14 protein-coding genes are annotated in these 11,437 nt (G+C 56.2%); 7 read left to right on the plus strand and 7 right to left on the minus strand.

Going from position 1 to position 11,437, the window contains the following annotated elements:
• Positions 1-31: 31 nt before the first annotated feature.
• Positions 32-514 carry a GNAT family N-acetyltransferase gene (locus tag ACR0B3_RS09930; protein ID WP_480808917.1) on the minus strand — a complete coding sequence of 161 codons (483 nt, stop codon included), beginning with the start codon at positions 512-514 and terminating at the stop codon, positions 32-34.
• 78 nt (positions 515-592) lie between these two features.
• Between ACR0B3_RS09930 and ACR0B3_RS09935 the strand changes: the two genes are divergently transcribed.
• A complete protein-coding gene (locus tag ACR0B3_RS09935) occupies positions 593-781 on the plus strand; it encodes a DUF6324 family protein (protein WP_170686245.1) in 189 nt (62 codons plus the stop codon).
• On the opposite strand, the gene ACR0B3_RS09940 is transcribed toward ACR0B3_RS09935, so the two are convergent.
• Positions 778-1,209 (minus strand): MmcB family DNA repair protein, encoded by a 432-nt coding sequence (locus tag ACR0B3_RS09940; protein WP_170686246.1) that lies wholly within the window; start codon positions 1,207-1,209, stop codon positions 778-780. The genes ACR0B3_RS09935 and ACR0B3_RS09940 overlap by 4 nt on opposite strands.
• A gap of 113 nt (positions 1,210-1,322) precedes the next feature.
• On the opposite strand from ACR0B3_RS09940, the gene ACR0B3_RS09945 reads away from it, so the two are divergent.
• Positions 1,323-1,643, plus strand: a complete 321-nt coding sequence (locus ACR0B3_RS09945; RefSeq protein ID WP_170686247.1) for a metalloregulator ArsR/SmtB family transcription factor — start codon at positions 1,323-1,325, stop codon at positions 1,641-1,643.
• On the plus strand, positions 1,640-2,065 hold the full coding sequence (locus ACR0B3_RS09950; protein ID WP_480808918.1) for an SRPBCC family protein: 426 nt from the start codon (positions 1,640-1,642) through the stop codon (positions 2,063-2,065). The genes ACR0B3_RS09945 and ACR0B3_RS09950 overlap by 4 nt, the downstream gene beginning before the upstream one ends.
• A gap of 215 nt (positions 2,066-2,280) precedes the next feature.
• Here ACR0B3_RS09950 and ACR0B3_RS09955 read toward each other — a convergent pair whose 3' ends face one another.
• The 4 genes from ACR0B3_RS09955 to ribB are packed head-to-tail and all read right to left on the minus strand — an operon-like array spanning position 2,281 to position 4,800.
• The gene (locus tag ACR0B3_RS09955) at positions 2,281-2,586 is read right to left on the minus strand and encodes a hypothetical protein (protein ID WP_480808919.1); all 306 of its coding nucleotides are present in this window, start codon (positions 2,584-2,586) and stop codon (positions 2,281-2,283) included.
• A gap of 59 nt (positions 2,587-2,645) precedes the next feature.
• Positions 2,646-3,128, minus strand: a complete 483-nt coding sequence (gene nusB / locus ACR0B3_RS09960; protein ID WP_480808920.1) for a transcription antitermination factor NusB — start codon at positions 3,126-3,128, stop codon at positions 2,646-2,648.
• Positions 3,125-3,676, minus strand: a complete 552-nt coding sequence (locus tag ACR0B3_RS09965; RefSeq protein WP_480808921.1) for a 6,7-dimethyl-8-ribityllumazine synthase — start codon at positions 3,674-3,676, stop codon at positions 3,125-3,127. The genes nusB and ACR0B3_RS09965 overlap by 4 nt, the downstream gene beginning before the upstream one ends.
• Positions 3,677-3,678: 2 nt before the next feature.
• On the minus strand, positions 3,679-4,800 hold the full coding sequence (ribB, locus tag ACR0B3_RS09970) for a 3,4-dihydroxy-2-butanone-4-phosphate synthase (RefSeq protein WP_480808922.1): 1,122 nt from the start codon (positions 4,798-4,800) through the stop codon (positions 3,679-3,681).
• Between the two features lie 443 nt (positions 4,801-5,243).
• Here ribB and ACR0B3_RS09975 point away from each other — a divergent pair, with 443 nt between their 5' ends.
• Complete coding sequence (locus ACR0B3_RS09975; protein WP_480808923.1) at positions 5,244-6,188, plus strand: phosphatase PAP2 family protein; 945 nt, start codon at positions 5,244-5,246, stop codon at positions 6,186-6,188.
• Between the two features lie 3 nt (positions 6,189-6,191).
• Here the strand turns inward: ACR0B3_RS09975 and ACR0B3_RS09980 are convergent, their stop codons facing one another.
• Positions 6,192-6,779 carry a riboflavin synthase gene (locus ACR0B3_RS09980; RefSeq protein WP_480808924.1) on the minus strand — a complete coding sequence of 196 codons (588 nt, stop codon included), beginning with the start codon at positions 6,777-6,779 and terminating at the stop codon, positions 6,192-6,194.
• Positions 6,780-6,920: 141 nt separating this feature from the next.
• Between ACR0B3_RS09980 and ACR0B3_RS09985 the strand changes: the two genes are divergently transcribed.
• The 3 genes from ACR0B3_RS09985 (at position 6,921) to ACR0B3_RS09995 (ending at position 11,435) form a co-directional block, all read left to right on the plus strand.
• On the plus strand, positions 6,921-8,219 hold the full coding sequence (locus ACR0B3_RS09985; protein ID WP_480808925.1) for a capsule biosynthesis protein: 1,299 nt from the start codon (positions 6,921-6,923) through the stop codon (positions 8,217-8,219).
• Positions 8,220-8,342: 123 nt separating this feature from the next.
• Positions 8,343-9,434, plus strand: a complete 1,092-nt coding sequence (locus ACR0B3_RS09990) for a polysaccharide biosynthesis/export family protein (RefSeq protein WP_480808926.1) — start codon at positions 8,343-8,345, stop codon at positions 9,432-9,434.
• 3 nt (positions 9,435-9,437) lie between these two features.
• Positions 9,438-11,435 carry a capsular polysaccharide biosynthesis protein gene (locus tag ACR0B3_RS09995; protein ID WP_480808927.1) on the plus strand — a complete coding sequence of 666 codons (1,998 nt, stop codon included), beginning with the start codon at positions 9,438-9,440 and terminating at the stop codon, positions 11,433-11,435.
• The last annotated feature ends 2 nt before the right edge of the window (positions 11,436-11,437 follow it).

The following is an 11,437-nucleotide window of genomic DNA, read 5'->3' on the forward strand; positions in this document are numbered from 1 at the left end:
TTAGCGAAGGCGTGCGGGGATTGCAAGGGGATTAAAGCTGAATTCGCCAGCTTTGTTCGACCAAATCACATCCAAAAGAACGCACAGGCTTACTGTCAATCAACTGCCACCCAAACGACTGGTAGAGCCCGCAAGCTGCGGTGTGGCTTTCATGCGTCCACAGCGCCATTTCGCGATATCCGACCTCGCGGGCAAAACCCATACAAGTGGTCAACAACTGCTTGCCCAACCCCTGCCCTCGTACTTCGGGCACCAAGAGAAACAAGCGCAGCTTGGCGGTTTGGTCCGTCTGCTTGACGCAAAAGATACTGCCTAACCTTTGGCTCGCGTTCTCGGCGATCCAACCTTGCTCGTAAGCAGGGTCATGATTGGCAACGAAGTCATCAAGAATGCGTCCGACCAGTGGGCCGAAACTGTCGTCAAACCCTTCGTCACGGGAATAGAGCGCGTCATGCTGATGAACCAGCCAAGGGGCATCTTCGGCACGGAAGGGTCTGAGGGTCGTCGTTTCCATGCCCTATCTGACCCCATAGCTGGCTTGATTCTCAACCCATCGCACGTTAGCACCAAATCTCATTTCCCGGAGGCGAACATGGGCATTAACACCGAACGCGATATCGAAGCGAACTTACAAATCGGGCCAACCGATCATGGCATGGTGCGCCTGTTCATCGAAGGCAGCGGGATTGAGATTCCAATGGACTTTGATCCTGAAGAGGCCGAAGAAATCGCCGAGGAAATCCGAGCAGCGGCCCAAGCCGCGCGCGCTGTCAAAGGCTAGATCCTAGGATCGCGCAGCGCCTGCAATCGCCGTGCCGCGTCTGATGCGAATTTCTGCACCATCTTCTTGCGGCGTGCGGGGGCCAGCTTACTTTCGGGCCCCATGCGGATGATCTCGGCGTCATAAGCATCGGCGATGATCAAACCCGTTTCGGCAGGTAACAACTCGGTCGGGAAATCAGTATCCACGGCCCAGAAGAATCGATCACACCAGTCCAGATAACCCTGCCACTTGGAATCCGACTGATAATCAGCGCGGCTGGATTTACATTCGACCACCCAAATCTCGCCCTTGGGACCCAGCCCCATGACATCCACCCTTAGTCCGCGCGACGGAACGAATTCTTCAATTGAAACATAGCCATGGGTCAATAAGTGACGCGAAACACCACGAGCAAGTTTCTGTCCAGGCTGCATATCCAGAGTCATTCTGAAAATGTGAACAATTCGTGAACAAAAATCAAGCACTCAAACAATTCTTGACATGATACCATTTGGTATCTCAATTATATGATACCCAATAGTATCATATGGAGTTTATAATGAACTCACAAACCCAAAACGCGTTCCGGGCGCTGGCCGACCCTACTCGGCGGGACATCGTGCAAATGCTCGCAACCCAGGACATGACGATCGCCCAACTGACCGAACGTTTCGACATGACTCGCGCAGCGGTCAAAAAACACCTGACAGTTCTGTCAGATGGCGGCCTGATCACAGTCGAAGCCAAAGGTCGAGAGCGCATCAATCGCCTGGAACCTCAAGGAATGGCTCCGGTTCTGGACTGGCTCAGCTATTTCGATCGGTTCTGGGATGATCGTCTGGCAAATCTGAAGAAAGCTATTGAAGGAAACAACAAATGACTGATGCTGTTTTACAGAAAACGATCTTTCTCCGCGCAACGCCGGAGGTGGTTTGGGACTATCTGACCGAACCCGACCGGCTGGCCGAGTGGTTTCACAAACCCGAGCGGCCTTTGGTTTCGGGACAAAAACTTGAGATGTTCGGGACGACCAGCGGCGATCTTCTGATCTGGGGGGAAGTGCGCGAGGCGCGGCGTCCGAAGTATCTTGAGTACACATTCACCATAAAGCCGATGGGCGATACCGTGAGCGTGGTCAAATGGACGCTGGAACCGGTTGCAGGCGGCACCAAACTCGCGCTGGTCCACGAAGGTCTACCGCAGGGAGCCGACGCTTTCGGACTGATCCTTGCGCTGGACGATGGTTGGGACGAACATTTTGGCAAGATGCGTACATCACTGCACGAAACTGTTGATGCATGACCCCTTGTGCGAACCCGTCCGACGCCCTAACTAAGCGCTTGGCGGGTTCTGCCCTTCTTGTGACAGGTAGCATTCTGGTGGCCTTAAGCAATTCCGAGGGGGCTGGCTCTGTTCAGGTCCTGGCCTGATTACCTGGCGCCCACCTGTACATACAGGTCCTCGGGAATCAAACCGCACGGTTGACTGGTGGTCCCGCCACACTATTCACCGAACTATCAGCGCCCGGTGCGTGCTTCTTGCTTGATCACCGCAGGCTTTAAACCATGCGCAATCGGTGTTCCGCCGCGTGGTTTACCGGGCTTTTCAGCCATGCTCATGACGGCATAGGCGAACTGCACGCCTGCGAAGACGATCCCGTTCATGAACCAGATCATCACGAGGGCAATAAGCCCGATTTCTGAACTGGTGATCAGGTGGCGCAGATTGGCCACGTTGAACGCCAACAGGACCCCGACGAATACGGCTGAGATCACAAAGCCCCATACGACTTGTGTGATATAGAGACGGATCAATTTGGGCATGGCGAACCTCCTTGCGCTCTGACATTCAGTTTAGCGCATGTCTGGTCGCGGTAAAGGCGTCAGAACGCCTCGGGCTGGGCCTCGCGCGCCATATGGTCGAGCACGGCATTGACGAATTTCGGCTCTTTGCCCTCTGGGAAGAAAGCGCGTGCCACATCAACGAACTCAGTGATCACGACCTTGGGCGGCGTGTCGCTTTGGGTCAGTTCTGCCCCTGCCGCGCGGAACACAGCGCGCAGGGTCGGGTCGATGCGCGCGATGGGCCATTTGGCAACCAGCGCGCGATCCGTCATCTGGTCGATCGGGGCCTGATAGTTCACCGCATCATCCACCAGCTTGCGGAAGACGCTGATATCGCCATTCAGCATTTCCTCGCCTTCATAGACAGCACCAAACCGGTGATCCAGAAACTCGGTCACGACTGCTTCAGTCGTCTGGCCCGACTGTTCCATCTGGAACAGCGCCTGCACGGCATAGAGGCGTGCGGCGGATTTCATCAGGCGTTTCTGGTTGGCCGGTTTTGGCGCGTCTGTCTGGGTCATGCTGTCGAAGGTCCGTTGCTGTCGTCCGCCACAAGGATGGACTCGGACGGCGGCTTGAAACCGACGCCCTTCTTGGAAGAGCCCCACTTACGGCTGAGCGCAATCAGATGCAAGGCCGCAGCAGCAGCCCCGCCGCCTTTATTCATCTTTTCGGGATTTGCGCGAACTTCGGCTTGATCGTCATTTTCAACCGTCAGAATTCCATTGCCGATACATAGGCCCTGTAGCCCCATCAGTTGGATGGCACGGCTGGAATCGTTGCAGACAGTCTCATAATGCGTGGTCTCACCACGAATAACGCAGCCCAACGCAACATAGCCGTCAAAGTTACACTGGCGATCTGCCATCGCGATCGCTGTTGGGATCTCCAACGCACCCGGGACTTCCACGACTTCGCAGGTGCCGCCAGCGGCCTCAATCTCTGCCTTGGCACCAGCGATCAGATTGTCAGCAATCGCGCGGTAGAACGGAGCAGCCACGATCAGTAGTTTCACCGGTTTGTCGAATGTCGGCGTCGGCAGAATGCCATGTGTGTCTTGTTCAGCCATTATCAATCATCCTTGGAGATGGCGCGGGTTCCGACGATGGACAGCCCAAATGCGTCGAGCCCGAGATAAACAGTTTCCGGTGAGTCCGTCAGAAGAATCAACTCTTGCACACCCATCTTGGACAGAATCTGGGCCCCAAGGCCAGTTTGCTTGATAGTGCGCGGCCCTTCGTCATCAGCGGCATAAAGCGAGTTGCGGGGTTGGCGGAACAGGCAAACCACGCCGCGCCCTTCTTCCGCGATCTTCTCCATTGCACGCGGCAGCTCACGAGGCGATTTCGGACCAAGCCCCAGAATGTCCGGAGCTTCGTGTAGTGCGTGGGTCCGCGTCAGAACCGGTTCGGGTGTGGTGATATCCCCTTTGACCATTACGACGTGTTCGATACCATGGGTCTGATCGGTGAAAATGCGCATCTCCCATTCGCCGCCATATTCCGAGTTTACCTTTTGGCGCGATGTTTCAACGACCAGATTGTCGTTGCGCGAACGATATGAAATCAAGTCGCTGATCGTGCCGATCTTCAAGCCATGTTCTTTGGCAAACTCTACCAGATCGGGAAGGCGGGCCATTGTGCCGTCTGGGTTCATGATTTCGCAGATCACTCCCGCTGGGTTCAAACCCGCCAAACGCGAGATATCCACTGCGGCTTCGGTGTGCCCCGCGCGCACCAGAACCCCGCCGCGTTTGGCCCGCAACGGAAAGACGTGACCAGGTGTCGCGATATGCGCCATCGTGTTCTGTTCGTTGATCGCCGTCGCCACAGTCAGCGCTCGGTCGGCTGCGGAGATACCGGTCGAAACCCCTTCTCGCGCTTCAATCGAAACCGTAAAGGCGGTTTCGTGGCGAGAAGAGTTGTTCACGGCCATCATTGGCAGACCCAAATGATCGATCCGTTCCGCCGTCATCGGCAGGCAGATCAATCCACGCCCGTGCGTGGCCATAAAGTTGATGGCGTCCGCGTCAGCAAACTCGGCCGCGATCACCAGATCACCCTCATTCTCGCGATCCTCATGATCCACAAGAATATACATCCGACCTTTGCGGGCCTCTTCGATGATATCTTCGATCGGACTGATCGCCTCGCGCAGTTGGGCCTCAACTGGTCCAGGGGTTTCAAAACTCATATGGCAGCCTTTCGCACAACGGGTTTGTATGGCGGGATAGACCAGTGTGAACGCAAAGACCAGACCTCTGGGAAGAAGCCGACCGGCTGGCTTGGCGTCAACGCCCTCTAGGGCAAGTTGAATGTTTGCCTTTGCTCAGCGCTATGGATGATCTGTAGATCGGTCACAGCGATGAAGGCCGCACCACACCCGGCAATTGTTCGCTTTGCTCGAACGTTCAGATCAATTCAAGCCGCTTTGTCCACAAAATGCCTCATTCAGGCCTCTGGATCGCCCAAGCTTGACCTCAGTAACTTAACGGAACTCTTGTAAGCGCGCGAGATACAACTGCCGTGTTATACTCAACGGAATTGCCTCAACAGTCCTCTCTCTTCGCTAGCACATTGCGGCGAAACAGGCTGCTTCTCTCGATCGTACTATTGCATGTTCTCGCCGGTCTCGCGGTGAGTTTTTATACAGGCAATTCATTCTGGGCATCGACAGCATCAAACATCCTGAGCGCCTTTAGCATGTTGTCATGCTTTATCGTTGCCAACTATTTTCTTTGGCGATTGTACGTTGCGGCCTTTAAGGTCAAACCCAAAAAGCCCATTCACTGGATGCTATCTGATTTGCGGGCGACGCTTTCGGATCGGGTAAAAACCTCTGACGCGCTTGTCTGCTTTCTAAGCATCGTTCCACTCATTGTGACATTTTCATATCTCAAAACTGAGATCCCGAATGTGGTTCCCTATTCGTGGGATCCAATCTTTGCTGAGCTGGACCGATTGCTGCACGGTGGCCATGATGTCTGGACATTGCTTTGGCCGCTGCTTGGATCACCCTACGTAACGACCGCAATCAATGCCGCTTACAATCTGTGGTTCGTGTTCATCTACATGGCTGTTTGCCTTGCCTGCATCGATCGTCGCGACCCTGATCGTAGTACGATATTCCTTGTAGCTTTCGCGCTTAGCTGGGCGATCGGCGGCAACCTTCTTGCAATTGCATTCGCGTCGGTAGGACCGGTGTATTATGAGATCTTCGGGTTCGGCGATACGTTTACGCCGCAAGTCGAACTTCTTCATCTCTCGCACCAGACCAGCCCCGTCTGGGCGCTGGAGTGGCACCAACTCTTGCTCGACGGGCATTTCAACGATGGCCCTGTGGGCGGTATTTCTGCCATGCCCAGCATGCATGTTTGCACCAGTGTAATTCTGGCCCTTTATGGGTTTACATATTCACGCTGGATTGGCTGGGCAATGACCGCGTTTACCGCAGTCATTATGTTGGGTTCTGTCCACCTCGCGTGGCATTATGCGGTTGATGGTTATGCCTCCATCCTACTCGCGCTTGCGCTGTGGTGGCTGTCCAAAAAGTTGACGTCCAGATTTGGCCCTTCAACCTAACGATCAGGACATCTCGGCCAATCGCGCCACGTATCGAGCCAAAGTGTCAATCTCAAGGTTCACGCGATCACCAACCGCGACATCGCCCCAGGTGGTGACCTCTTTGGTGTGTGGGATGAAGTTGATGCCGAAATCGCAGCCTTCCACATCATTTACCGTCAGCGAAGTGCCATTCAATGCCACCGACCCCTTCGGAGTAATGAACCGAGCCAGATCCGCAGGCGCCCGCAAGGTCACCCGTGTGCTATCGCCTTCGTCGACCACTGCGACCACCTCAGCAACACCATCAACATGGCCCGAGACGATGTGGCCGCCCAGTTCATCCCCAACCTTCAAGGCCCGCTCTAGGTTGACACGCTTGCCGAGCTTCCAATTGTCCAGATTGGTTTTTGAAACCGTCTCGGCGCTGATCTGCACGTCGTACCAGTCATCGCCAAGTGCGATCACGGTCAGGCAAACACCATCGCTTGCGATTGAGGCGCCGATATCAATGCCCGCGGTATCGTAACGTGTCTTAATCCGAGCCCTCAGGTCGCCCTGCTGGTCCAGTTCGGTAACAGTGCCGATATCAGTGACGATCCCTGTAAACATTTCATCAACCCTCTGAACCTAGCTTCAACCGCCGAGGTAAAGGCCCGCGACCCCACCGACAAGCCCTGCCTTGCCGTGAAACCAAGAAACAGGCATATTTTTGTGCAAACGCACCACAAAGCGATCACCCGAGCAGACAGCATGTCACATTTAACGGCTAGCCCCGATCGGCGTGTGTTCCTGTTTCTGCAGGGACCACATGGCCCGTTCTTCAACGCGCTTGGTCGGATGCTTCGTGCGGCCGGGGCTCAAGTCTGGCGAGTTGGCTTCAACGCGGGTGATCAGGCCTTTTGGGGCGACAATGTCAGCTATATTCCGTATCTTGGCGAACCCGACGATTGGTCTGAAACTTTTGGCGAATTGATTACGCACCACGGTGTGACTGACATTGTGCTTTATGGCGATACCCGACCTATCCATGCCCACGCAATCCAGATCGCTAAAACGCGTGGGATCACCGTGCATGTGTTTGAAGAAGGATATTTACGCCCTTGGTGGGTGACTTATGAACGGAACGGGTCGAACGGGAACTCGCGTCTTATGGAATTAGACGTTGCGCATATGCAAGCAGCACTCGCGCAATCCGAAGGCCATTCACCTCCGCCGCCAACCCATTGGGGGGATATGCGGCAGCACATCTTTTACGGTGCGTTATATCACTGGTTCGTCCTATTTCTGAATAGACGCTACAGAAACTTCCGCCCTCATCGAGAGCTTCCGGTCTCAAAAGAGTTTCGCCTGTATTTCAAGCGCTTGGCATTGATGTCAATTCATAGGTTGCAACGCGGTTGGGCCACAGCACAAGTCAGGTGGAGCGGTTTCCCCTATCATCTTGTATTGCTGCAATTGGGGCATGATAGCTCGGTCCAATACCACTCGGACTTTTCGTGCATGGCTGATTTCCTGGAGCAGGTCATTGCGGGATTCGCAAAAGGCGCCCCGTCGCATCATCACTTGGTCATCAAAGAGCATCCGCTTGAAAACCACCGTGAGCCACTACGGCAAAGGGCGCGTCAGATTGCAGAGCAGCACGGCATAGCGGATCGTATTCACTATGTCCCCGGCGGAAAGCTGGCAAAACTGCTTGGCGATGCAAAATCTGCAGTGACCGTCAATTCAACGGCGGGTCAGCAAGTTCTTTGGCGCGGCATTCCGTTGCGAATTTTCGGGCAGTCGGTCTATGATAAACCGGAATTCGTATCGCAGCAATCGATCGAGGCGTTTTTCGCCCGCCCGGATGCCCCTGGTGGCAAAGCCTATCGGGCCTATCGCCAATTTCTTCTGGAAACCTGTCAGGTGCCCGGCGGGTATTACTCTCGCCGGGGACGCCGTCAATTGCTGAGGCGGGCTGTCGATATGATGTTGTCGCCTCAGGACCCTTATGAGGTGCTGCTTTCGGATAAAGAGGCCACAGCGCCACAGTTGCGCCTTGTTGATTGATCGAGGCCAACCTGTTGCTGGATGTTTCAAATCGAAGCGGGTAACCTTTCCAAAATAAAAGACGACTGAGGTAAATTGGCAGTGCATTGCTTTCCTACCCGATGGATCCGGGGGGCGTCGCTTGTGGCGGCCCTTGGCCTGCTGGCAGCATGTCAGCTGCCCAAATCCGGACCGAACAAGACCGAGATTTTGGCCGGTTCGGTCGAGAATGGCGGCAATGCCTTTGTTGTCGAGGTCGACGACCGCGTCGCACGCGCAACCTCGGCAGTTCCGCAATATGGGTTCTCGCAGTCATTCCGCAGCGCACAAAGCGTCGCGTCGGACACCGTGCGCCCGGGTGATGTGCTGAGCCTGAGCATTTGGGAAAACGTCGATGACGGTCTGCTGACTTCGGAAACCGGTGGAGCGACCATTCTGGACCAAGTGCAGGTCGACAGTGAGGGCTATATCTTCGTCCCCTACGCCGGGCGCCTGCGGGCGTCGGGGAACACCCCGGAACAGCTGCGCACATTGATCTCCTCGAAACTGGAAGAACAGACACCAGACCCCCAGGTTCAGGTGACCCGCACGCCGGGCGACGGATCGACTGTATCCTTAACCGGAACCATCGGCGCGCCGGGTATTTATCCGATTGAACGTCCGACCGGCACCTTGTCGACCATGCTTGCACAGGCAGGCGGCGTTGCGGTGGCGCCGGATATTGCGTTGGTGACGGTGATACGGGGCAGGCAGAAGGGAACCATCTGGTACAACGATCTCTTCCGCAACCCGGAAACCGATATCGCTCTGCGTGGTGGTGACCGTATTCTTGTCGAAGAGGACAGCCGTTCGTACATCGCGCTGGGTTCGACTGGCGGCCAGTCCCGAGTAGCCTTTGAAAGTCAGGATTTGTCAGCCCTTGAAGCGTTGGCGCAGGTTGGAGGCTTGCAATCGCTGTCCTCGGACCCCACCGGCATTTTCGTCCTGCGCAATGAACGGCAGGACATCGCGCGCAATGTGATGGGACGGCCAGAGCTGAATGGCGATCAGCGTATGATTTATCTGCTGAACCTGACCGCACCCAACGGGCTATTTGTAGCCCGCGATTTCGTAATCCGCGACGATGACACGATATACGTCACTGAGGCCCCATATGCGCAGTGGAGCAAATCCGTCTCGTTGATTGCCGGAGGTTTGACGCCATTTGCCAATGTGGCGACGCTGACGGGTAACTGATAAATGCTCTCTGAACCGGAGAACATGGCCGGGGGCGAGCGCTCCCGGCTTTTTGTTTACAACGGCGGTTTCCTGACACAGCGGCGTGTGCGGCGCATGCTATCTTTGGCGGGATATGACATACGGCTAGGGCTGCCTCAGCCGGATGATCTGGTTGGGGTCTGGGGCAACAGTCCGACGGCCCATCGCGGCCTTCGTATCGCGCAGAAACACAATGCGCCTCTTCTCAGGGTCGAAGATGCGTTCCTAAGGTCGCTACACCCCGGAAGAACCGGAGACGCCCCGCTGGGCTTGCTTCTGGATCGATCAGGACTGCATTTTGATCCGAGCTCATCCTCGGATCTGGAGACCCTGCTGGCCACGCATCCTCTGGATGACACCGCCCTGCTGGATCGCGCACGGGGCGCAATAGCGCGGGTCCAAGAGCTGCATCTAAGCAAATACTCGGCCTTTGATCCTGATCTTGCGCCCCCCGATCCCGGTTACGTCCTGGTCGTTGACCAGACCCAAGGGGATGCAGCCGTCACTGCAAGCAATGGCGATTATGCACGGTTCCGCGAAATGCTTGTCATCGCGCAAGAGGAAAACCCCGGCGCGCGCATCATCATCAAAAGCCATCCCGAAACCATATCAGGACACCGAAGCGGGTATTACTCGGATCAAGACCTTACCGATCGTGTGTCAATTCTGGACAGCCCCATCAGCCCCTGGTCGATGCTGGAGGGGGCCATCGGCGTCTATACTCTGTCGTCACAAATGGGGTTCGAGGCCATCTTGGCAGGGCACAAACCTCGCGTGTTCGGGCAACCCTTCTATGCCGGATGGGGGTTGACCCAAGACGATGCGCCCCTGCCCCGTCGGCAACGCAACCTCACCCGGGCGCAGCTTTTTGCAGCTGCCATGATCCTCTATCCCAGCTGGTATGACACTTATCATGATCGTCTGTGCGAATTGGAAACCGTGCTCGATACGCTTGAGGCGCAAACCCGCGCCTGGAGGCAAGACCACAAGGGCTGGACCGCATCCGGGATGCGGGTGTGGAAGCGCCGCCACCTGCAGCGCATGTTCGGGCAACATGGCAAGCTGCGTTTCGTGTCCGAGCAACCGAAAGATACTGCACAACCGCACATGGTCTGGGCGAGCCGAGCCGCTGATACCGTGAACGCAACTCGGGTCGAGGATGGCTTTCTGCGTTCGCGTGGATTGGGGGCGGAACTGGTGCCGCCGCTGTCGCTGGTGATCGATGATATCGGCATCTACTACGACCCTACGCACCCATGTCGGCTGGAAGAATGGATCACCACGCGCGAGACCTTGCGCCCGGATCAAAAGCTTCGTGCCGAACGGCTAGCGGCCCAACTAATTGCTGAGGGTCTTAGCAAGTATAACGTCGGTCACCCTGCCCCGGATCTGCCGAAGGGGCATCGTATTCTTGTGCCGGGTCAGGTTGAGGATGACGCTTCGATCCGCTTGGGAACCAGCAATATTCGCACCAATCTGGACCTGTTGCGCGCCACACGCGAAGCCAATCCTGACGCTGTTCTGATCTACAAGCCGCACCCGGATGTTGAAGCTGGATTGCGCGAGGGCAAGATCGAAAGTGATCTGGCCGATATCACAGTGGAAGGCACGGATCCTGCGACCCTTCTGGCGCAGGTAGATGAGGTCTGGACCATGACCTCTCTTCTGGGGTTCGAGGCATTGTCGCGCGGCGTGAAGGTCATGACGCTGGGCGCGCCGTTCTATGCCGGATGGGGGTTGACGACCGATCTTGGGGCCGTGCCTGCTAGACGTGGTGCGCGGCCTTCGTTGATGGGGTTGGTCCATGCAACCCTGATCGATTATCCGCGTTATTTTGACCCCGCGACCGGGCAGGCCTGTCCTGTCGAAGTCGCGGTCGAACGGCTTGCACAAGGCACGCCGTCCCCCACCGGCCCTCTCAATCGCATTCTATCAAAGCTACAGGGTGCACTGGCGACCCATGCACGGTGGTGGCGCTGAGC

The sequence above is a fragment of the Ruegeria sp. CE9 genome (genome assembly GCF_056537425.1).